Source organism: Mesorhizobium sp. M0048 (genome assembly GCF_040323405.1).
Classification (GTDB): domain Bacteria; phylum Pseudomonadota; class Alphaproteobacteria; order Rhizobiales; family Rhizobiaceae; genus Mesorhizobium.
The window spans coordinates 101268-122320 of sequence record NZ_JAMYUV010000002.1; the positions used below are offsets into that span (position 1 = coordinate 101268).

Here is a 21053-nt window from a genome sequence, read left to right on the forward strand (position 1 = left end):
TTTCCGGTGCGTCCGGCCCCGAGCCGGGGCCGGACGCATACCAGCACCGTGAGAATGGCCTAAAGAATCTCGGTCTTGGCGATGTGGATGCCAAAACCTTCGAGGCCGACATAATGGCGCTCGCGCGAGGCGATCAGATTTATCGAGGAAATTCCGAGATCCTTGAGGATTTGCGCGCCGAGGCCGATCTCGCGCCATTCGTTTTCGCGGCGGCGAGCCTCTTCGTGATCCTCGCGGTCGCCGGCAGCCGGGCGCTTGCGCTCCTGATGGGCGACGCCGACTGAGCCTTCGCGCAGATAGACGATGACGCCGCGCTTACGCTCGCCCATCGTCTTCATGATGGCGTCCAGTCTGTGGCTGGTGCCGAACACGTCGCTGACCACGTCCTCGGAATGAAGGCGCACCGGCACCTCCTCGCCGTCGCGGATGTCGCCGAAGACGATCGCTACATGATGCATCGAATCCCAGGGCAGCGTGTAGGTGAAGACCTGTGCCTTGCCGCCTGCCGTCTCAATGTCGGAACAGGCGACACGCTCGACCAGCGTTTCCTTGCGCTGCCGGTAGGCGATGAGGTCGGCAACCGAGATCTGCTTCAACCCGTGCTTTTCGGCGAAGGCCTGCACCTGCGGGCCACGCATGACGGTGCCGTCATCGTTGACCAGCTCGGAAATCACGCCGACCGGCGGCAGGCCGGCGAGCTTGCAGAGGTCGACAGCGGCCTCGGTATGGCCCGAACGCATCAGCACGCCGCCTTCGCGTGCGATCAGCGGAAAGATGTGACCGGGCCGGACGAAATCGGAGGCGCCGACATTGCCGTTGGCGAGGTTGCGGACAGTCAGAGTACGGTCGTCCGCCGAAATGCCGGTCGTGGTGCCGTGCTTGAAATCGACGCTGACGGTGAAGGCGGTGGTGTGGGCCGAATCATTGTCGGCGACCATCGGCGACAGGTTGAGCCGCTTGGCTTCCTCGCGCGGCATCGGCGTGCAGACGATGCCCGACGTGTTGCGAACGATGAACGCCATCTTTTCCGGCGTGCAATGGACGGCGGCTACGATCAGGTCGCCCTCGTTCTCGCGGCCGTCATCGTCCATAACGACGACGATCTCGCCGCGCTCGAAGGCGCGCAGGGCTTCGACGATCTTCTTCTGGTCGTAAGGCATAAGTGCTCGCTTCGCTCGCAGGGAATAGGGGAGTAGGGCAGTACGGGAGTAGAGAAAAGGAAAAAATGCTGTCGTGGGAGCTGCGTAACCTACTCCCCTACTCTACTCCCTACTGCCTTCCCGTTTGTCCCCGATGACGCAGATAATGATCGGCAATGGCGCAGGCAACCATCGCCTCGCCGATCGGTACAGCGCGGATGCCGACGCACGGATCGTGCCGGCCCTTGGTCATGATCTCGACGTCGTTACCGTCCTTGTCGATCGACTTTCGCGGCGTCAGGATCGACGAGGTCGGCTTGACGGCGAAACGCGCGACGATCGCCTGGCCGGTCGAGATGCCGCCGAGAATGCCGCCGGCATTGTTGGACAGGAAGACCGGCTTGCCGTCATTGCCCATGCGCATCTCATCGGCATTCTCCTCGCCGGTGATGCGGGCGGCCTCGAAACCGTTGCCGATCTCGACACCCTTGACGGCGTTGATCGACATCAGGCCGGCGGCGATGTCCTGGTCGAGCTTGGCATAGATCGGCGCGCCAAGCCCGGCCGGAACGCCGTCGGCGACGATCTCGATGACCGCACCGACCGAGGAGCCCGCCTTGCGGATGCCGTCCAGATATTTGGTGAAGACGGCGACGGACGCCGGATCAGGTGTGAAGAACGGGTTTTCGGCGTCGCCGACGAAATTCCAGTTCCAATTGGCGCGATCGATCGATTTATCGCCCATGGACACCAGCGCGCCGCGCACCACCATGCCGGGCACGACCTTCCGGGCAAGCGCTCCGGCCGCCACCCGCGCCGCCGTCTCACGCGCCGAGGAGCGGCCGCCGCCGCGGTAGTCGCGCAGACCGTATTTGACCTCGTACGTGTAATCGGCATGGCCCGGCCGGAACTGGCGGGCGATGTCGCCATAATCCTTCGAGCGCTGGTCGACATTCTCGATCAGCATCGACACCGGCGTGCCGGTCGTGATCATCGTCTCGCCGTCCTCATCGAGGACGAAGCCGGACAGGACCTTCACCTCATCCGGTTCGCGACGTTGCGTCACAAAACGTGACTGGCCGGGGCGGCGCTTGTCGAGTTCGGCCTGGATCTCGTCGCGAGTGAAGCGGATGCCTGGCGGACAGCCGTCGACGACGCAGCCCAACGCCGGCCCGTGGCTTTCGCCCCAGGTGGTGACGCGGAAAAGATGGCCGAACGTGTTGTGCGACATGGAACCAGCCCTGCCGGCGTCGGAGCCGGCCTAGCGCATAACCCCGAAAATCGGAGCGATTTTCGGAAAGGATCATGCACAAAATCAAAAGTGCTACAGCGTCCTTTGCGCGTCCAGGAGGACGCGCGGCGCTGTCGCCTGCCTTCTATTGGCGTTTTCCACAGTGGTCAAACTGTGATCCGGCGGATTTAGTTTTGACACATTCGATTGGTTTCTGCTCAGTTCCGTTCCGTTGGACCGAGCCGCTGTACCGGCAATGATTAAAGAGGACGATGATGCGTATCCTGATTGGCGCTGTTGCCGCCACGCTGTTGATTTCCACCGCCGCCTTCGCCGGCCAGACCGAAGGCCTGATCAAGAAGGTCGACAAGGATGCGCTGACGCTGACGCTGGACGACGGCAAGTCCTACAAGCTGAACGCCGAAACCGACCTCGATGCGCTGAAGCCAGGCATGGACATCGTCCTCGCCTATGACGTGACGAATGGCGAGAATGTCGTCACCGATATGGAACTGCCGGACACCGGATCGACCGAGTAGGACGCGTCGACATTCAGCTGATGCCGGCCCGACCTGATCTCAACATACGCTGCGTCATCGGTCTCAAAGCCACTCCAGGCGCCGGCCGTCCAGTCTGAGCACGCGGTCCTGCGGCACGTCCATGCTGACCGCATCTTGTTCGGACATCCCCAGTACCAAGCGGAACATTACGCGCATGACGCCACCATGGGTCACGCAGACCGTCTGGCGATCGAGCGCGTCGAACCACGGCTTCACCCGTTCGAGCAGCATCTGATAGCTTTCGGCGCCTTCGCCGGGCGGCTGGAAATTCCATTTATCGAGCCGGCGGCGCCTGGTCGAACCAGGATTGTTCGCCTCGAGTTCGGCAAAGGTGAAACCCTGCCAGTCGCCAAAGCTCAATTCCACGAGCAGCGGCTCGGTACGATAGGCGTGCGGATCGAGCTTCATCGCCGCGCGCAGGCGCTCCATCGTCTCGCGCGTGCGCCGCATCGGGCTGGCGACAAAGTCGAAATCTTCGGGCTTGTCGATGAGTTCGGCCAGCCTGCGCCCGTTGCGGCTAGCCTGCTCGCGGCCAAGCTCGTCGAGGTCGGTATCGGCCTGCCCCTGCAGCCGGGCCTCGGCGTTCCACGCCGTCTGGCCGTGGCGCACGATATAGACGAGCGGGTACATCAGGTCTTCCGGAGGAGGTCAGGCGGTGGCGTCAGTCCTTGACCGTCGAAATATCCGGCGCGTCGACCGCCTTCATGCCGACAACATGATAGCCGGAATCGACATGATGGATCTCGCCGGTGACGCCACGCGAAAGGTCGGACAGGAAATAGACGCCGGAATCGCCAACCTCCTCCTGCGTGACCGTCTGCTTCAACGGCGAATTGTATTCGTTCCATTTCAGGATATAGCGGAAATCGCCGATGCCGGATGCGGCAAGCGTCTTGATCGGGCCGGCGGAGATCGCGTTGACACGGATCTTCTTGGCGCCGAGATCGACGGCCAGATAGCGCACGCTGGCTTCGAGTGCCGCCTTGGCGACACCCATGACGTTGTAGTGCGGCATCACCTTTTCCGCGCCGTAATAGGTCAGCGTCAGCAGCGAGCCGCCGTCGGTCATCAGCGCCTCGGCACGTTTGGCAATGGTCGTGAAGGAATAGACCGAAATATCCATGGTGCGCAGGAAATTATCGCGCGTCGTCTCGACATAGCGGCCGGTCAGCTCGTCCTTGTCGGAAAAGGCGATAGCGTGGACGAGGAAATCGAGCTTGCCCCAATGGCTGGCGATATCGGCGAACACCGCATCGAGGCTGGCCGGGTCGGTCACATCGCAGTGGCCGGCGACATGCGCGCCCAGTTCCGCCGCGAGCGGCTCGACACGTTTCTTGAACGCCTCGCCCTGATAAGTCAGCGCGATCTCGGCGCCGTGATCGACACAGGCCCTGGCGATGCCGTAAGCGATCGAGCGATTGTTGGCGATGCCAAGGATAAGGCCGCGCTTGCCGGCCATAAGGCCCCGTTCACCCGCCATGTCAGCGCTCTCCGCAAGGTTCTCTGCTTTGTGGAGTGCCTATCGCACAGCCACAGTGCCCCTTCAAGCGTTCAAAGCGGACAGTTCGGGGGACAAAGCCGCTGGTCTACAGAGCCGCGAGTCCTTTTGGGCGCGCAAAGGACGCTGTAGCGCTTTGACCTTGGAGTGGCGGGCCAGTGGAAAAATCCGACGCCAGTATCGGTGTCACGGCGGAAGATGACCCTTTGGCAGAAGTTTCGTTGGCCAGCGGCCGAAGCCACGGTCATGACCCCGAGCCGACTTCCATACTTTGGGCCGTGGACGACCGCTTTGCGGTGCGCCGGGAGCGGACGTCTGGGCTTAGGCCGTCGAATGTCTGCCTTTGGACAAAAAATTTGACGTTGAGTCCGCCAACCCACAGGCGAGAGGTCCTGAGCAGCCGTCGCACCTTCCGGCGATCGCCGCTCAGTAATTTGTGCTCTGTCATACTTTTGATAGTATGCCCTGTCAGCGAGGGTGACATGTCGCATAAGAGCCGAGTTGATGTTCCGAAGGCGGGGACTGGCTCGCGCCTTCCGATCGGCAAAGGGTTGATGGATGACGGTGTCGAGACCCGTCACGAACGGCGCATACTAACCGCTCTTTGCTACGATCTCGTAGGCTCCACCGAGCTGCTGGGCCTGCTCGGCATCGAAGATTTTGAGGAACTTATCTTGGCGTTTCAAATGGCCGCCAAGGAAGCGATTGTATCGTGCTCCGGAACCGTGACGGTCGAGGTCGGCGACGGCGGCGTCGCTGTGTTCCCAGTCGATCTGGGTGCGAAGGATGCGGCGTCGCTGACGATCAGCGCCGGGCTTGGGATCGTCAGGGCGTGCAAGCTCCTTGCCGCGGAGAAAGGGAGGAGCGACCTGCATGTAAGGGTAGGCGTGGCGACCTCGATGACGCTAATCCTGAAGGGCGACACCGCTGTAGCGCAGGACACGGTAACCGGCCCTGCATTTGCGCTGGCAACCAGGCTGCAGGCAATTGCCCGGCCGGATACCGTCGTCGTGTGCAACGAGACGCGTAATCTGGCACGGCGCTCACACGTATTTAGCTTCTACGGTTCTCACGTCATCAAAGGCTTCGCGCAACCCGAGCAGGTCTGGCAGGCGCTGAGTCACAAGCGGGGGGTAGACCGTTTCTCCGCGTTCGGACGCCTCACCAGCCCCTTGGTCGACCGTACGGATGAGGCCGAGCTGATCCACGAATGTTGGAATGAGGCCGTTTCGGGACGTGGCCAAGTCGTAGTGATCGAGGGCGAGGCCGGCATTGGCAAGTCGCGCATCCTACACGAGGTGCGCCGGCGAACGCGCTTCCAACGCAACAGGTTGCTCCTCTTCCAATGTATGCCAGGCGACTCGCGTTCGACGCTGTATCCACTGCGGCAGGCGATGCTGGGCAATTTCGACGACGGCGAGCGTGCACTCACCCCTGCGCTTGTAGCAGAGGTGTTCGCAGCACATGACATTCACGACGCCGAAGTCGTCGACATCTTTTCTTTTCTGCTCGGCGTGGAAGGCGCGAGGTCCGGTTTCCATGAGATGGATCCGGAAGTGATCCGAGAGAAAGCCGGTTGGGCTGCGCGCCATGCGTTACAAGCAACGTGCGCCAGTGGCCCAGTGATCTTGATCGCTGAGGATATTCACTGGATCGACCTTACGTCGAAGCAACTGCTGGGTGAACTTGCAAAACTGGTTCCTAGTTGCCCCGTGCTCTTGATCGCAACGACGAGGCCGGGATCTGGCGACTGGCTGGATGAAAAAAGCAAGCATGTCCTGCTCGCTCCCCTTGAGCATGCCGACACCTTGCGGGCAATCGCGACGATGTGGCCTCAGGGCAAGCGAGCGCCCGCGCCTGAGCTGATAGAGTTGGTCGAGCGCGTCACCGGCGGTGTACCCCTGTTCATCGAGGAGGTTTGCCAATGGATGGCGGAGAATGCCGCTAGCGGTACTGAGCACCTGCCACAGGGTGTTTCGCTCGGCCGCGCGGCGGTGTTGGAAACAGTGTTGGACGCCCGGCTCGAGCCTCTCGGCCGCGCCCGCGAGGTGGCGCGCGCGGCCGCCGTCGCCGGCAACAGATTCAGCCTGGACTTGCTGTCGGCGCTCTTGCCGGAATTTGACCCGGGCACAATCTCTGCGGCGCTCAATGCCCTGGCCGAGGCTGGCTTCGTACGCGCCAGGCATGCAGCAGCAACAGTGTACGCGTTTCGGCATGCGCTTATCCAAGAAACGATCTATAGTGGAACACTACGGAAACGGCGCCGGACCCTGCATCAGCGTCTTTATGCGGTGGCTAGTGGCAACCGCAGCCTCGTTGGCTGGCTAACAACGGCAGCTCTTGCCGATCATGCTGAGCGAGGTGGCCTGCTTGACGAAGCGATCGGCGAGTTCGTCAATGCCGGCATGGAAAGCTCGTCCCGCTCGGCTATGGCTGAGGCAAGGCAGCTGCTCGAGCATGCCATTGCGCTTTGCGGGCAGGTTTCTGATCATGACAAACGGGATGCGCTGCGGCTCTCGGCGATGGTGGCGCTCGGGCCGATATTGACCGCTGTCGAAGGGCCAAATTCCGAGCACGCCCGCAGGCTCTACGACGAAGGCGTAAATATCGCACGGCGTCGGCCGATAGCGGAGCGCGCCAAGTGGTTCCCGATCTATTGGGGTTGGTGGTTCACGGGTTCGGTCGTTGATGGCGAGCGGGCGCAGGCCGTCGTCAGTGATCTAAAGGAGGTTAACGACCCCGAGATTCAGCTTCAGGCTAGGCACTGCTTGTGGGCAGTCGATTTCAATCGCGGAGACCATGGAGGATGCATAGCCGCGGTTGATGCTGGATTGCCGCACTATGACGTGGGCCAGGGGCACGCGAATGCCACGCGTTTTGGGGGGCACGACGCGCGCGTGTGCGGCTTGGCGCATCGTGCACTGTCGCTGTGGTTCTCGGGACGTGCAACGAGCGCTCTCCGCTCCATGTCGGAGGCCCGCCGCTGGGCTCAGCAGACTGGCCATGTCAGCAGCATCGCGCATGCCTGTATCAACGGCGCGATGCTGAGTTGCTATCGCCGCGACTTCGCTTCGTTGCGTGACGTGATTGAGGATCTGCGGCAGCTGACCGCGCTTCATCACCTGCCTTCGCTAGTCGTCTCGGCACAAATCTTCGAGGGCTGGTGCGATGGCAACGCTGGCCACCTCGAGCGGGGCAAGGACAAGATGCGTGAGGCCCTCGGCCTGCATGGACAAGTGCAGACACCTGAGGACGAGCCCGTCTATTGCGGCATGCTGGCGGAACTTCTCGCGCGCTCGGGTGAGATCAGTGGCGCGCTTGCCCTGCTTCATTCGGCGGTGGCGCAGGCCGAGGCGGGTGGCAGTCGATATTGGCTGGCGGAACTACATCGGCGAATTGCACAACTTCTCGTCCTTGACGGCGCGGCAGCTGGCCAGGTGGCAGCTGCCCTTGAGAAGAGCCTCAATACTGCAGCCGAGCAAAATGCCGTGCCCATCCTCATCGCGGCCTACGAGACGCTCAGCGTGTCAAATCTCTCGCCCGTCCTGCTTCGGAGCTACAACGACCGTATCGAAGCGGCAAGGAAGTCGGTTGAGCCCGGCGAACCGCTGATCGTCAACCCTGAGCCGGAACTGCGGGCCAGCCGATAGTGGAACAATATGAGCGCCTTGGTCCTCCGGCAGACGAAGCGCTGACGTATCTGATGTCGATGCGACAAGCGTTGGGCATCACCCGTATTGCGGACATTACCGGCCTGGACCGTGTCGGCATCCCGGTCGTGCAGGCAACGAGGCCGTTCTCGTTTTCAAACGCGGTCGCGCAGGGAAAGGGTGCCAGCCTGGCTCGCGCTGCCATATCGGCCATTTTGGAATCCGCTGAGAGCTTTTTCGCCGAGCGCATCGAATATCTTGATGCAGCTTACGCTTCGGCCACTTTACTCGGCATACCCTACGGGCGATTTGAGACGTGGCTGCGAGAGCCCGCCCCTGCTGATTGGCGCGGCCGAAAAATCGCTTGGATGGAGGCGGAGAACCTGCTGGGCGGCGGCCGCGACTTCGTTCCGCTGGAATTGGTGCACACGGCCTATCTCGTACCGCCCAGCCCCTGTGACGGAATTTTCACGCCAACCACAACCGGACTGGCGGCCGCGCTTGATGAAGCAGACGCCATCACACACGGCATATTGGAATGCGTCGAACGCGATGCGATCGCCCGCGCTCTCAAGACGCATGGTTTTCTGCAACACCAGCGAATCGATCCAGCGACCATCGATGACGCAAGGGTCTTGGCTTTATTGGATGAACTCGCACGAAAAGACATGATCGTCGGCCTTTGGCTCGCGCCGTCGCCTGTTGGCCTGCCTGTGATTTGGTGCCATCTGATGGAGAGCAATCCTCGAGAGACGGCATTGCTCCATCTGCCGGCCGACGGCTCGGCCGCTGCATTCTATCCGGCGGCAGCTGCCGTCCAAGCGATCCATGAGGCGGCGCAGGCGCGGCTTGCGGCGATCTCGGGTGCGCGCGACGACATGACCCGGGCGTCTTATCCGAAATATCCCGACTGGCAGCTTATCGAGGCGCACCGCCAGCTGATCACCGGCGGCCGCAAGGACGTGAGTTTCGCCCGCCAGCCTGCCGATCGAGCGGCGAGCGGGCAGACCTTGCGTGGCAGCCTTCTCGCACGACTGGAGGAAAGCGGAATCAGCGCGGTGTATCTGATCCGCCTCAACACCAGCCCTTGGAACCGACTGTCGGCCGTCAGGATAGTTATCCCGCAATTGTACCCTTTAGTGGAGTGACCGGATGCGACCTCGGCTCGTTTTCACCGGCCCCACGCTATCGCATCCAGAGGCACAGCAGGTGGCCGACGTGATCTGCCTGGCGCCCGCGGTACAAGGCTCGATCATAGCCGCGGTGCAGCGTTATGACCCGGCTGCAATTGTCATCATAGACGGCGCTTTCCAGGCTGAGCCGGCAGTGAGGCACAAGGAGATACTGTGGGCGATCAGCCAGGCCATCCCGGTAATTGGTGCGGGAAGCATGGGAGCCTTGCGAGCCGCCGAGCTTTACCCGTACATGCACGGCGTTGGCCTTATCTATCGATGGTATCGCCGCTTCGCTTTCCTGCCTGATGACGCAGTGGCAGTGCTGTACGGTCCGAAGGCGGTGAATTTTTCGCCACTAACGCACGCTTTGGTTGATTTGCGAATAACCGTCCGCGCCGCTTGGAGGCGGAACCTGATCTCCACCGATTTGTCAGGAAAGCTTGGGAATACGGCCCGGAACCTCAATTTTAGGGAACGTACGCTGTCGCGAATGGTCCGCGAGACATTACCGGAAGCCGGTGACCATGATATCGAAGCCTGCCGGCAAATTCTCGCAGGAGCTTTCGTTCAGCAAAAGAAACGCGACGCACTGTCGGCTCTGCAACTTATGAGAGAAAAGGCATTGGTGCCGGCGGAATTGAAGAATTTCAGAATGACGGTCGCGTTTGTCCAGGATTTGGAGGACGCCGGCTTAGCAATCTGACGACAGAGTTGCCGGTGATACCTGGTGCAATTTACGAAGTGCAGGCTTCGTGCTAGTGTTGCCGACTATGAGAGGGGCCGCGCAGTTGAACGCGCTCGATGTCGCCGGTCGGGCGGGGATGTCGGCTGGAACGCGCTTCCTGCTATACCCACAAGCGCCTCACGTTTCTGGGTACGAGAAACCCGAGGCGGTCTGGATTTCAACATCGCCTGGTTTGATCCATCCGGGCCCGGAGGATCATCGCATATACGTGCGTGATCCCGTGCTGGACAAGCAGCCGTACGAGTATCCTTACCTGCCGCCCTTTGTTGGCGCGTATTTCCCACCAGCCGAACCCGGCCTTGATGGTCATTTCGACCACCTCTCTCTTCAGTCGCGCCAGTTCCTGGCAGCGCATGCGTTCGCGGCCGCGAGCCGGGTGCTGGACATCTGGGAAAGCTATCTGGGCAAGCCGATTGTCTGGTACTTCGCCGAAACATACGAGCGGCTTGAGATCATTCCCTGGCTTGACTGGGAGAATGCGCAATCGGGGTTTGGATATCTGGAGCTTGGCCGCGAGCGTGGAGCCGACGGGCGCGGCCATCCGTACGCCCTCAACTTCGACGTGATCGCGCACGAAATGGGTCACGCCATACTCTTTTCTCTCTTCGGAGTGCCCACGCAAGGCCTGCAGGACGGCGACTTCGGGCCGTTCCACGAAGCCAACGCCGATCTTATTTCGCTGCTTTCGTTCCTGCATTTCGACAGCGGGATGGATCGATTGTTACGGCACAGCCAGGCAAACCTGCTTGTCCTCAACGAGCTCAACCGCATCGCCGAACTGACGGGCGACCGCCAGATCCGCCTTGCCAGTAACTCGCGCAAGATGACGGAAGTGACCGAAGAGATTCATGACCGGTCTCGCCCATTCACGGGAGCGGTGTTCGATACTCTGGTCGATCTCTACCATGCCGGCCTGGTGCGGCAGGGCTTGGCCGACGAGCGCCTGCTTGGCTTCGACATCAGGCAGGTTGGCGAAGCCGACATGCGGCACATCTCCGACTTCACGGGCGATGCATTCCGGGCCCGTCCGTTCCTTTTTAAGACCGAGCTAATCAAGGCGCGCGACGATGTCGCGCTTGGGCTTGCGCGCGCGTGGACACGCCTCGATGCCGATCATCTCACATTCGCAGTCGCAGCCTCCACCATCATCGAAGTGTCCGACCGCATCCGCCCGGCCATAGCGGCAAGCTTCGAAGAGAATTTCAGGTGGCGGGAAATTTTATGAATTGGTGATTGCAACGGAGGGTAACAACATGAGCGACGATTTTCATCGACCGACTTACACCACGAAAGATCCCCATGGAGCATTTAACGCCACACAAGTGCGCCTCTATGGAATACCTGGTCTTGGTCTTCCTATATCCAGCAAAAAGAAAAAGACATTGGAGCCAATAACAGGAAAATACAAGAATCATTCTATAATAATAGCAAAGATACTTGATGACGGCGATCCTGATGACAAAAGAATTTTACGGTTTAAGAAATATCTTAGTAAAACCCCACCTAACAATAGCAGTTATGTGTTTGTTAATTCTATCGTAAATAGGTTTATGCTTATGCTTGGGGCGATTGATATAAACCCGACAAATGGTGATAAAGAAATACTTAGTTGCGGTGTAATATTTGGATATGCCTACGAGGGTCATACTTATGATCTCCCGAAGCCCAAGGTAATGTTAATTCCAGCAAATCCGGAGGCAGATATTCCTGAAGACGACTCCAACTATAAATCCAAGGAGAGTGAAGGATACGCCGTCTGGATCGTTGATAAGCTCGACAAATGCGTGGAGATTGAAGTGAATCAGGGTTTCGTCGAGCAGATTGTTCTTGACGCGAATCTACCGGGCAAAAGCTCGCCCACAATGTACGCGTCCCGAATGATGATGGGGCACCGCGGGGGAAGACTTGGCGACTGATAGACGCTAGATCTAGTGCGCGCATGGCCGATCGCGAGTTGTGGTCGGCCAGCCCAGTGGCGCTGGTTGCTCGTTTCCTGTCAATAACCGACGCGGCATGAAACCACTCACGCCCGCTTACGACGTCAAGCGCCGGCCTTTTCGACCGTCAGCGCTTTCGCCGGCGCATCAGCGCCTCTAGCTCGGCGTCGCCGCCTTCCGGCAGCATCAGCCGCACGTGCGCGTAGAGGTCGCCGTGACCGCCGGCCTTTTCCGGCAGGCCCCTGCCCTTCAGCCGCAGAACCTTGTCCGAGCTCGACCAAGGGGGGACGTTGACCGCAATCCTGCCGGTCGGGGTTTCGACTGCCACCTTGGCGCCATGCACCGCATCGGCCAGTTCTACCGGCAGGTCGACATGCAGGTCGCGGCCCTCGACGCGGTAGCGCGGGTGCCGGCGGAAACGGATCTTGACCAGCGCATCGCCCGGCTGCCCCGGTCCTTGCTCACCCTGGCCTTTCAACCGGATGGTCTGGCCGTCCTCGACATAGGCCGGCAACTTGACCGCCATCTTGCGGCCGTCGGGGAACATCGCCGTCACTTTCTCGGCGGTGGCGGCTTCCTCGATGGTGACGTCCAGCGTCACGTTGAGATCTGCGGCCGTCGGCGCCTGACGGCGGCCGCCCGTGCCGGCGCCGCGCTGCTGGCTGAAAGCATCGCCGAAGATCTGGCTGAAGATGTCGCTGTTGCCGTCGAACGGGTCACCACCGGGACGGCCCGTGCGGAATTCGAAATGCGCGCCGCCCGGCCCTTGCTGCCGGCGGAAACCGGCGAAAGGATCGGCGCCGCCGGCCGCACTCTCGAAACCCTGAAACCGCGGTTTGCCTTCGGCGTCGATCTCACCGCGATCGAAAGCCGCCCGGTTCTTCTCGTCGCCGACGATCTCGTAAGCCTGATTGGCGGCGGCAAAACGCTCCTTTGCCTTGGGATCCGGATTCTGGTCCGGATGATACTTCTTGGCGAGCTTCCGGTACGCCGATTTTATGTCCTTGGCCGATGCGTTCTTGGCAACGCCCAGCACCTCATAGGGGTCGCGCATGCTTACTGCCCTGGAGAAGGAGTGGTTCCATGATCGCCTCCTATATGCGCTTGCATAGGAAGAAATTCCAGTGGCTTACCGCTATATAGCCGGCGGAAAATCAGAGCGCCTTGAAGTCCTGCATTCGCCAGGCGCTGCCGCCGGCCAGGCATACTTCGCCTTTGAACAGCGCGACGCCGTCGAAGCTCTCGCGCGACGCGGTGAAGCGACGGCATGTCTCACCGTTAGCCCTGAATTCTGCGAGCTCGGTGATGGAGCCGCGCGAGCCGGTGTCGGCATTCGCCCAGGGAATGGCCTGCCCGGCCAGTTGCTCGACGTCGGCGGAGGACACGGCGTTGCGGATCGTAGCCTGGTCGGAAGCGCGGTCCTGATCGAGCGGCGTGACTGAGGCCGGCGTGCTCGAGGTCAGTATCGAGCGGTCCACCTCCGCCTGCTCCAGGCTGAAGCCGCCCCCGCCACAGGCGGCAAGCGGCAGGATGATTGTCACGATCATGGCTTTGGCGCTGGCCGAAGCGATAACGCTCCATTGCCCACTGTCAAAAGCTTGCGCGATACGCGACAATCGGCAATCTCCCCAGCCGGCGACAAATTTGGGAAAACTATGAGCGAAACCGGGTTAACAAGCGGTGACTTTACCGAGGCGGCGGAGCCGTTCCGGCTTTTTGCGGCGTGGCTCGACGACGCTACGAAGAGCGAGATCAACGACCCCAACAGCGTGGCGCTGGCGACGGTCGATGCCGAGGGCATGCCGAATGTGCGAATGGTGCTGCTCAAGGGGTTCGATGAGGGTGGCTTTGTCTTCTACACGAATTTCGAGAGCGCCAAGGGCCGCGAGATCCTTGGCAGCATGAAAGCAGCGATGTGCTTCCACTGGAAATCTCTGCGCCGGCAGGTGCGGGCGCGGGGCCCGGTGGAGATTGTCACCGACGCCGAAGCCGATGCCTATTATGCGACGCGTCCGCGCGGCAGCCGCATCGGCGCCTGGGCCTCCAAGCAGTCGCGGCCGCTGGAAAGCCGCTTCGCGCTGGAAAAGGCGGTTGCCGAATATACGGCGCGCCACGCGATCGGCGAGATCCCGCGGCCAAAACACTGGTCGGGCTTTCGCATCGTGCCGCAGAGCATTGAGTTCTGGCACGACCGTCCGTTCCGGCTGCACGACCGTGTCGTGTTTTCGCGCAACGCCGAGGGCGGCTGGGACAAAATGAGGCTTTATCCGTAGGGCACGACGGTGGAGCGCCGATCTCCCCCTTGTGGGCCCTTGTGGGGCAGATCGACAGCTTCCGCACCGGCGCCCATTTTTTCAGCCCTTCTTCCTAGTCATGAAGGCGGCCAAGGCCGGGCCGCTTCTGGCGGATTTCCAATTCCCACGATCACGATCTCGTGTGCGTGAAACGTTCCAGCTTGCCGGAACGAACCAGGAAAGGGCTCAACGCGCCGCTGGCGCAAATTCAGGAGGAAACAATGCATTCACTCAGGTTGGTCACGATGGCCGGTCTTGCCTGTCTCTTCGCTTCGCAGGCCTTTGCGGAGGATGCGATGGGGACAATGACGGTGATGAAGGGTGGGGAGGTCATGGCGATCATGCCCGATGGGCATATGGGCACCATGATGCCCGACGCGAAGATGAGCGCCGAAATGATGAAAATGGCGAAACCGATCAAGCATTGCATGATGTTGATGACCGACGCCAAAGGCAAGACATTCATGATCGACACGTCTTCGGCAAAGGCCCAGGCCGAATGTAAAAAAATGGCGATGTGACAAAGAGATCATGGCAAGAAAACCCGCCGGTTGCTGCCGGCGGGTCCACGATGCGAGACAAGGCCAGAAGGTCTAGGCCTTCTTCCTGGTCATGAAGGCCGTCAAGGCTGCGCGGGCCTCGTCGGATTTGAGCCGCTCGCGGAAATGCTGGCTTTCTTGGCCGATGCGCTCGACAAGGGCGTCGCGCGAGCCGCGCATCAGGTCGCGCGCGATCTTCAGCGCTTGCGGCGGTTTGGCAGCGATCTGGCCCGCCGCCGCCAATACCGATGCTTCGAGTGCCTCTTCCTCGACCACCTCATAGATCAGCCCGGCGGCCTTCGCGCGCTCGGCCGAAAAGCCCTCGCCGAGGCCAAGCAGCGCGAAGGCGCCTTGGCGGCCGAGGATCTGCGGCGCGAGCAGGCTCGATCCTGCCTCCGGCACAAGGCCGAGATCGACGAAGGGCGTCCGGAACATTGTGCGCGGCGTGGCGAACGTCAGGTCGCAATGCAGGTTGAGCGTGGTGCCGATACCGACGGCAATGCCGTCGACGCCGGAAACCATCGGCTTTTCCACCTTGGCCAGCGCCATCAGGAAATCCCAGACCTCGGAACCGCCTTCGCCGCCCGAGGCGACGACCATGAAATCGGCAAGGTCGTTGCCGGACGAGAAGGCACCGGGGACGCCGAGAAAGACATGGACGCGGATCGCCGGATCGGCGTCGCCGCCGGCAAGAGCCGCCGACATCGTCGCGTACATGGCGCGGGTCAGGGCGTTCTTCTTGTCCGGACGGTTCATGCGGATGATCTGGATGGCGCCCTGGCGCTCGACGAGGATGTGCTCTGTCACGGATTGGTCCTTTGTGAATTTCGGGCCTTTGTGAATTTCGGCGCGTGCGAACGTCAGGCTGAAATCAGCGCCTTGCCGGCAACGGCAAGGCTGTCGGCGCCGCCGACGACGCGCTCTTTGAGCGCGGCCACTTCGCCAAGCAGGTTCTCGGCGAAGAACCGGCAAAGCGCGATGCGGTTTTGGTCGGCAAGCGCGCCGCGCGCCAGATAGGCCCCGCCCGCGGCAAGCGAGATCAGCCTGAGATAGGGTGTGGCGCCGGCCAGCGCCTCGTCCGATCGGCCTTCGGCTTGCAGGTCTTGCAGGAAACGGGTTGCCTGGGAGAGCTCGTCGAGCGCCTGGTCGAGGCGATCGGCGGTGCGGCCGAAGCCTTCAAGGTTCGACGCTCGCACCGCATCGGCGACGGCCTTGAGTTCGGCGATGTAGCCATGCACATGCCGGCCGCCGCCGAGCGGCAGCTTGCGTGTCACCAGATCGATCGCCTGGATGCCATTGGTGCCTTCGTAAATGGGCGCGATGCGCGCGTCGCGATAAAGTGCTGCGGCCCCTGTCTCCTCGATGAACCCCATGCCGCCATGCACCTGCAGCCCAAGCGAGGCGACCTCGACGCCGACGTCGGTCGAAAAGGCCTTGGCCAGCGGCGTCAACAGATTGGCGCGCTCCTGCCAGTGCTTTGCATCTTCGCTCTGCGACGCAAGATCGATGGCGTGGGCGCAGGAATAGCAGATGGCACGGGCAATCTGGGTCAGCGCCTTCATGGTCAGAAGACTGCGCTGGATGTCGGGGTGATGCACGATCGGCGCCATGTCGGCACCGCCATAGCTTGCCGCCTTGCCTTGCCGGCGATCGTTTGCATAGGCGAGCGCCTTCTGCGTCGCCGCCTCAGCGACCGCGACACCCTGAATGCCGACGGCAAGGCGCGCATTGTTCATCATGGTGAACATGCAGGCGAGGCCCTTGTTCTCCCCGCCGACCAGCCAGCCGATCGCGCCGGGCGCGGTGCCTTCGAAGCCATCGCCATAAATCATCGTGCAGGTCGGCGAAGCGTGGATGCCCAGTTTGTGCTCCAGCCCGGAGCAGAAGACGTCGTTGCGTGCGCCCAGCGCGCCATCGTCTCCGACCAGGAATTTCGGCACCAGGAACAACGACAGGCCGCGTGTGCCGGCTGGCGCGTCCGGCAGCCGCGCCAGCACCAGATGGATGATGTTGTCGGTGAAATCGTGCTCGCCATAGGTGATGAAGATCTTTTGCCCGAAGATGCGGTAGGTGCCGTCGCCGGCCGGTTCGGCGCGGGTTCGCAAGGCATTCAGGTCCGACCCTGCCTGCGGCTCGGTCAGGTTCATGGTGCCCATCCATTCGCCGGAGACCAGCTTTTCCAGATATCTGGCCTTGAGTGCCTGCGAGCCATGTTTGTCGAGTGCTTCGACCGCGCCCATGGTCAGCGTCGGGGCGATGCCGAACGCCATCGAGGCGGAGTTCCACATTTCGAGCGCGGCGACGCCGAGCATGGCCGGCAGCGCCTGGCCGCCATACGCTTCAGGCGCGGACAGCGCATTCCAGCCGCCGCCGATCCAGCGGCGATAAAGTTCCTTCCAGCCGGGCGGGGTGGTGACGGCAGCGCCGTCGAGCACCGCGCCTTGCTGGTCGCCGATCTTGTAGAGCGGCGCCACCTCCTCACTGGCGAAGCGGCCGGCCTCGGCCAGAATGGCGTCGACGAGGTCCTCGCCGAGTTCGCCAAAGATGCCGATATCGAGCGCCGGCTTCAAGCCGGCGACATGCTTCAGGGTGAAGGCGATCTCCTCGACCGGTGCCCGATACATGGCGCTCGCTCCTCCTCTGTCCGGCTCTCCTCAGTCCGGCAGGTCAACTCAAGATCCGTGCCGACGCTCCCCGTCCACCTTCGTTTTGCGTAAACGTCAAACTTTGTCACGCGGATTTTGCAGTTGCTGGCTCGTCTGCAAAATTATTTAGAGCCGGACGACGCACTTGATTTGTACGGCTATTTCCCGTACAAGGTAGCATCAGGGGTGACGATAATGCCAAACCAACAGACCCGCACCGCCCGTCTCGAAGCCCGTATTTCGCCGGATATGCTGGACGTGGTGAAACGTGCCGCCGAAATCCAGGGCCGCAGCGTCAGCGACTTCGTGGTCGCCGCCGCTCAAGAGGCGGCGCAGCGTACTATCGAGAACACCACCATCATGCGTATCTCCATCGAAGATCAGCGCGCCATGATGGAGGCGATTCTCAATCCGCCCGAGCCTAATGAGGCACTGCGCAAAGCTGCCGACGCCCACAAACGGCTGGTCGTCGAAACCCGGTGACTTTCGCCGTCATTATCGAACCGCTCGGCGGATCGCATGATCGCAAGGCGTTCAGCTGCGGGGTACCGGCGCTCGACCGCTACATTCGGGAGCAAGCCAGCCAGGATGTCAAACGCCGAGTCGGCAATTGCTTCGTTGCCGTGGATCGCGATGGCGGCGCGATCGCCGGATATTACACTTTGGCGGCGTCGAGCATACCAATCGCGTCCTTGCCTGACGAACAGACAAAACATCTGCCACGCTACCCGGTTCTGCCCGCGATATTGGTCGGCAGGCTGGCCGTCGATGCCCGATACCAGCGGCGGCGGGTCGGGTCGGCGCTGATCGTGGATGCGCTACGACGTAGCGTTAGCGCTGCCCCAGCAGCCTTCGCGTTGATTGTCGATGCCAAGGATGACCAGGCGGTCGCGTATTATCGCAGGCATGGCTTCACCTCGTTTCAGAGCCGCCCGCTATCACTGTTCCTGCCCATAGCAACAGCGTTGAAGCTATTTGGCTGACAATCGCAACCATCGCTTTGCTCTTGAGGAGCACCAAGGATCGCTTCGCCAGCGCTCCAACTCGCCCACTCGGCACCCGAAGCATTTCCTTAACCATGGCGGTTCAGGATTTGGCTTTGGCCAGCAAGGATCTGCTGTTTGAAAACGCCGGCGCGCCCCCTTGTCCGCTCAGCGCTTCTCGTTGTCGCGGCCGCGATGACCCTGGCGCTGACGCCGGCAAAGGCCTCGGATTTCTCCGAACCTTGGAAGGATGCCGACCGGGCGCTGGTCGTCGACGCCTACGAATACAATTCCATCGACTGGACCAGGCTTGCCACCGACAAGCGTCTTGTCGGCTTCATCAACAAGGCATCCGACGGAATGCCGCCACCCTATTTCTGTTTCGGCGACGAGACCGAGGTGCGGCTGTGCAAGACGCTTTGGAAGCGCCATGCGGTGGCGCGTGAGCTGTTCCAGACGCGCAAGGTTGTGGCCAAGGCGCTTGGCTTGAAATGGGGCGCCTATCACCTCGCCCGCCCCGGCAACCCGGTCGGCCAGGCCAATCATTTCATCGAGTTCGCCGAACCCGGGCCGGACGACCTGCTTGCCCTCGACATCGAGGACGACGACCCGACGCAGTGGATGTCGCTGGACGACGCCGAAGAATTCGTCCGTCAGGTGCATCGGCGGCTCGGCCGCTTTCCGGTGCTCTACACCAATGGAACGACCGCCCGGCACATCGCCGACAACAGATACAAATACCAGCTGCTGTCGCGGCTGCCGCTGTGGTATGCGCGCTACAAGCCAGACATCGGCGTGCATTTTCCGATGGGCAACTGGCAGGGTTATGCGCTCTGGCAGTTTTCGGCGCGAGCAAACTGCGGCCGGTTCCGCTGCCCTTACAGGGTCGCGGGCACACCCAACGATATCGACGTCAGCGCCGCGCCGATGAACGCCACGGAATTGCGCGCGCAGTGGCCGTTCGGCGGCCTGATCGACGTGCAGCCGGATTATCTCACCTCGATACCGGTGCCGCTCTCACGCGAGGCGGGGCTCGCCGGCGGCACCATCACTTACGCCAGCGTGACGCCAGCAAGCGTCGAGGAGATGGTCGCGGTATTCAGGGCGCGCCTGGCCAGGTTCAGCAGCGGCTTTCAAATGCCTGCGGCGAAGGCGGCGCCGGGCCTTCTGCGCGGGATTGCCGAATATGTCGCCTGGACGCGAAACGAAAAGCGTGCGGCATCGGTGCCAGGATTTGTCTCCACCGCCGATGCGGTCAGCAGCGTCTCGACCGAATTCGACCACGGCTTGCGCTGAGGCCGAAGGCAGCCCGAAGCATCAGTTCGCCTGCTCGCGCGCCACCGCCAGCCAGCCAATGTCGCGGCGGCAAAAGCCTTGCGGCCAGTCGATCCGGTCGAGCGCGGCGTAAGCCTTCTTCTGCGCCTCGCCGACGGTGCGGCCGGTCGCCGTGATGTTGAGCACGCGACCGCCATTGGCGACGAGTGCGCCGCCGTTGATGGCGGTGCCGGCATGAAATATCTCGACGCCCTCACCCGCCGCCGCCTCGACGCCGCGGATGACCGAGCCCCTTTCCGGCGTGCCGGGATAACCCCTGGCTGCCATCACCACGGTGAGCGCCGCCTCGTCGCGCCAGCGCACCGAAGTATGCGCCAGCTGGCCGTCGGCGGCTGCGTTGAGCAGGACGAGCAGATCGTCCTTCAGCCGCATCATCAGCACCTGGCATTCCGGGTCGCCGAAACGGGTATTGTATTCGATCAGCTTCGGCCCGCTGTCAGTGATCATCAGCCCGGCGAACAGCACGCCGGAAAACGGCGCGCCTGTTTCAGCCATGCCGCGCATGGTCGGCTCGACGATCTCGCGCATGGTTCGGTCGATCATTTCCGGCGTCATCACCGGGGCCGGCGAATAGGCGCCCATACCGCCGGTGTTCGGGCCGGTGTCGCCGTCACTGAGGCGCTTGTGGTCCTGCGCGGTGCCGAAGGGCAGCGCGGTGGTGCCGTCGCACAGGCAGAAGAAACTTGCTTCTTCGCCGACGAGAAACTCCTCGACCACCACTTCCGCGCCGGCCTGGCCGAAGGAGCCGTCAAAACAGGCGTCGAGCGCGGCCAGCGCCTCGTCAAGCGTCATGGCGACGGTGACGCCCTTGCCGGCAGCGAGGCCGTCGGCCTTGATGACGATCGGCGCACCCGTCTTCTCGACATAGGTCCTGGCCGAAGCCAGATCGCCGAAGCGGCCATAGGCGGCGGTCGGGATGCCGTATTTGGCGCAGAGGTCTTTGGTGAAACCTTTCGAGCCTTCCAGCCGTGCCGCTGCCTTTGACGGTCCGAAGACGCGGATGCCCTCGGCGCGCAGGTCGTCGGCAATGCCGGCGACCAGCGGCCCTTCCGGCCCGACCACGACGAGGCCTATTTCATTCTCGCGGCAAAACCGGACCACCGCTGCGTGATCGGCAGTATCGAGCCTCACCAGTTCGGCTTCGTGGCCGATCCCCGGATTGCCGGGCGCCGCGTAGAGTTTGGTCAGCAGCGGCGACGCCGCGATCTTCCAGGCAAGCGCATGCTCTCGTCCGCCGGAGCCGATCAGCAAAACACGCATGCCCAGATTCCTTGCCATTTCACGACCAGGACTGCGCTATTGCGCCGCGCGCGACGGGTCAA

At 62.0% G+C, this 21053-nt stretch carries 20 protein-coding genes; 11 read left to right on the top strand and 9 right to left on the bottom strand.

Annotation, left to right across the window (positions count from 1 at the left end; all coding sequences use genetic code 11):
* Positions 1 to 59: 59 nt before the first annotated feature.
* The gene (ribB, locus tag NKJ84_RS02715; RefSeq protein ID WP_254818438.1) at positions 60 to 1160 is read right to left on the bottom strand and encodes a 3,4-dihydroxy-2-butanone-4-phosphate synthase; all 1101 of its coding nucleotides are present in this window, start codon (positions 1158 to 1160) and stop codon (positions 60 to 62) included.
* Positions 1161 to 1269: 109 nt separating this feature from the next.
* On the bottom strand, positions 1270 to 2370 hold the full coding sequence (gene aroC, locus NKJ84_RS02720) for a chorismate synthase (RefSeq protein WP_352505225.1): 1101 nt from the start codon (positions 2368 to 2370) through the stop codon (positions 1270 to 1272).
* Between the two features lie 275 nt (positions 2371 to 2645).
* Here aroC and NKJ84_RS02725 point away from each other — a divergent pair, with 275 nt between their 5' ends.
* Positions 2646 to 2909, top strand: coding sequence for a DUF1344 domain-containing protein (locus NKJ84_RS02725; RefSeq protein WP_023716902.1), 264 nt, complete (start codon positions 2646 to 2648; stop codon positions 2907 to 2909).
* A 63-nt stretch (positions 2910 to 2972) separates the two neighbouring features.
* Here NKJ84_RS02725 and NKJ84_RS02730 read toward each other — a convergent pair whose 3' ends face one another.
* Both NKJ84_RS02730 and fabI read right to left on the bottom strand, forming a co-directional pair.
* Complete coding sequence (locus tag NKJ84_RS02730; protein WP_352476657.1) at positions 2973 to 3560, bottom strand: histidine phosphatase family protein; 588 nt, start codon at positions 3558 to 3560, stop codon at positions 2973 to 2975.
* A gap of 31 nt (positions 3561 to 3591) precedes the next feature.
* On the bottom strand, positions 3592 to 4410 hold the full coding sequence (fabI, locus tag NKJ84_RS02735) for an enoyl-ACP reductase FabI (RefSeq protein WP_352476656.1): 819 nt from the start codon (positions 4408 to 4410) through the stop codon (positions 3592 to 3594).
* Between the two features lie 500 nt (positions 4411 to 4910).
* On the opposite strand from fabI, the gene NKJ84_RS02740 reads away from it, so the two are divergent.
* The 5 genes from NKJ84_RS02740 (at position 4911) to NKJ84_RS02760 (ending at position 11914) form a co-directional block, all read left to right on the top strand.
* A complete protein-coding gene (locus tag NKJ84_RS02740; RefSeq protein ID WP_352505226.1) occupies positions 4911 to 8078 on the top strand; it encodes an ATP-binding protein in 3168 nt (1055 codons plus the stop codon).
* Complete coding sequence (locus NKJ84_RS02745) at positions 8078 to 9226, top strand: YcaO-like family protein (protein WP_352505227.1); 1149 nt, start codon at positions 8078 to 8080, stop codon at positions 9224 to 9226. Before NKJ84_RS02740 ends, NKJ84_RS02745 begins: the two co-directional genes overlap by 1 nt.
* 61 nt (positions 9227 to 9287) lie before the next feature.
* Complete coding sequence (locus tag NKJ84_RS02750) at positions 9288 to 9956, top strand: TfuA-like protein (RefSeq protein ID WP_352505228.1); 669 nt, start codon at positions 9288 to 9290, stop codon at positions 9954 to 9956.
* Positions 9957 to 10041: 85 nt separating this feature from the next.
* Positions 10042 to 11223 (top strand): gluzincin family metallopeptidase, encoded by a 1182-nt coding sequence (locus NKJ84_RS02755; RefSeq protein WP_352505229.1) that lies wholly within the window; start codon positions 10042 to 10044, stop codon positions 11221 to 11223.
* Between the two features lie 28 nt (positions 11224 to 11251).
* Positions 11252 to 11914 carry a hypothetical protein gene (locus NKJ84_RS02760; RefSeq protein WP_352505230.1) on the top strand — a complete coding sequence of 221 codons (663 nt, stop codon included), beginning with the start codon at positions 11252 to 11254 and terminating at the stop codon, positions 11912 to 11914.
* A 148-nt stretch (positions 11915 to 12062) separates the two neighbouring features.
* Here the strand turns inward: NKJ84_RS02760 and NKJ84_RS02765 are convergent, their stop codons facing one another.
* A complete protein-coding gene (locus NKJ84_RS02765) occupies positions 12063 to 12989 on the bottom strand; it encodes a DnaJ C-terminal domain-containing protein (protein WP_352501969.1) in 927 nt (308 codons plus the stop codon).
* Between the two features lie 100 nt (positions 12990 to 13089).
* Positions 13090 to 13551, bottom strand: coding sequence for an RT0821/Lpp0805 family surface protein (locus tag NKJ84_RS02770; RefSeq protein ID WP_352470671.1), 462 nt, complete (start codon positions 13549 to 13551; stop codon positions 13090 to 13092).
* A gap of 39 nt (positions 13552 to 13590) precedes the next feature.
* Between NKJ84_RS02770 and pdxH the strand changes: the two genes are divergently transcribed.
* Together pdxH and NKJ84_RS02780 are read left to right on the top strand one after the other, a co-directional pair.
* Positions 13591 to 14208, top strand: a complete 618-nt coding sequence (gene pdxH / locus NKJ84_RS02775; protein WP_352470672.1) for a pyridoxamine 5'-phosphate oxidase — start codon at positions 13591 to 13593, stop codon at positions 14206 to 14208.
* Between the two features lie 266 nt (positions 14209 to 14474).
* On the top strand, positions 14475 to 14750 hold the full coding sequence (locus tag NKJ84_RS02780; RefSeq protein WP_023674100.1) for a hypothetical protein: 276 nt from the start codon (positions 14475 to 14477) through the stop codon (positions 14748 to 14750).
* A gap of 72 nt (positions 14751 to 14822) precedes the next feature.
* On the opposite strand, the gene NKJ84_RS02785 is transcribed toward NKJ84_RS02780, so the two are convergent.
* Complete coding sequence (locus NKJ84_RS02785) at positions 14823 to 15575, bottom strand: crotonase/enoyl-CoA hydratase family protein (RefSeq protein ID WP_352505231.1); 753 nt, start codon at positions 15573 to 15575, stop codon at positions 14823 to 14825.
* 53 nt (positions 15576 to 15628) lie between these two features.
* Complete coding sequence (locus NKJ84_RS02790) at positions 15629 to 17392, bottom strand: acyl-CoA dehydrogenase family protein (RefSeq protein ID WP_352505232.1); 1764 nt, start codon at positions 17390 to 17392, stop codon at positions 15629 to 15631.
* Positions 17393 to 17515: 123 nt separating this feature from the next.
* On the opposite strand from NKJ84_RS02790, the gene NKJ84_RS02795 reads away from it, so the two are divergent.
* From NKJ84_RS02795 to NKJ84_RS02805, 3 genes are all read left to right on the top strand, one after another.
* Positions 17516 to 17896: a type II toxin-antitoxin system TacA family antitoxin gene (locus NKJ84_RS02795; protein WP_352505233.1), complete on the top strand. Its 381-nt coding sequence runs from the start codon at positions 17516 to 17518 to the stop codon at positions 17894 to 17896.
* A complete protein-coding gene (locus NKJ84_RS02800; RefSeq protein ID WP_352501976.1) occupies positions 17893 to 18396 on the top strand; it encodes a GNAT family N-acetyltransferase in 504 nt (167 codons plus the stop codon). Before NKJ84_RS02795 ends, NKJ84_RS02800 begins: the two co-directional genes overlap by 4 nt.
* 195 nt (positions 18397 to 18591) lie before the next feature.
* Entirely contained in the window at positions 18592 to 19692 is a 1101-nt protein-coding gene (locus NKJ84_RS02805) for a glycoside hydrolase family 25 protein (protein WP_352505452.1), read from the top strand.
* A 21-nt stretch (positions 19693 to 19713) separates the two neighbouring features.
* On the opposite strand, the gene purD is transcribed toward NKJ84_RS02805, so the two are convergent.
* Positions 19714 to 20991, bottom strand: coding sequence for a phosphoribosylamine--glycine ligase (gene purD, locus NKJ84_RS02810; RefSeq protein WP_352505234.1), 1278 nt, complete (start codon positions 20989 to 20991; stop codon positions 19714 to 19716).
* Between the last annotated feature and the right edge of the window lie 62 nt (positions 20992 to 21053).

Excerpts from the sequence above, each read along its gene's own strand:
- ribB (WP_254818438.1), bottom strand. The coding sequence starts at position 1,160 with ATGCCTTACGACCAGAAGAAGATCGTCGAAGCCCTGCGCGCCTTCGAG.
- aroC (WP_352505225.1), bottom strand. The coding sequence starts at position 2,370 with ATGTCGCACAACACGTTCGGCCATCTTTTCCGCGTCACCACCTGGGGC.
- NKJ84_RS02725 (WP_023716902.1), top strand. The coding sequence starts at position 2,646 with ATGCGTATCCTGATTGGCGCTGTTGCCGCCACGCTGTTGATTTCCACC.
- NKJ84_RS02730 (WP_352476657.1), bottom strand. The coding sequence starts at position 3,560 with ATGTACCCGCTCGTCTATATCGTGCGCCACGGCCAGACGGCGTGGAAC.
- fabI (WP_352476656.1), bottom strand. The coding sequence starts at position 4,410 with ATGGCGGGTGAACGGGGCCTTATGGCCGGCAAGCGCGGCCTTATCCTT.
- NKJ84_RS02740 (WP_352505226.1), top strand. The coding sequence starts at position 4,911 with ATGTCGCATAAGAGCCGAGTTGATGTTCCGAAGGCGGGGACTGGCTCG.
- NKJ84_RS02760 (WP_352505230.1), top strand. The coding sequence starts at position 11,252 with ATGAGCGACGATTTTCATCGACCGACTTACACCACGAAAGATCCCCAT.
- NKJ84_RS02765 (WP_352501969.1), bottom strand. The coding sequence starts at position 12,989 with ATGCGCGACCCCTATGAGGTGCTGGGCGTTGCCAAGAACGCATCGGCC.
- pdxH (WP_352470672.1), top strand. The coding sequence starts at position 13,591 with ATGAGCGAAACCGGGTTAACAAGCGGTGACTTTACCGAGGCGGCGGAG.
- NKJ84_RS02780 (WP_023674100.1), top strand. The coding sequence starts at position 14,475 with ATGGCCGGTCTTGCCTGTCTCTTCGCTTCGCAGGCCTTTGCGGAGGAT.
- NKJ84_RS02790 (WP_352505232.1), bottom strand. The coding sequence starts at position 17,392 with ATGTATCGGGCACCGGTCGAGGAGATCGCCTTCACCCTGAAGCATGTC.
- NKJ84_RS02805 (WP_352505452.1), top strand. The coding sequence starts at position 18,592 with ATGACCCTGGCGCTGACGCCGGCAAAGGCCTCGGATTTCTCCGAACCT.
- purD (WP_352505234.1), bottom strand. The coding sequence starts at position 20,991 with ATGCGTGTTTTGCTGATCGGCTCCGGCGGACGAGAGCATGCGCTTGCC.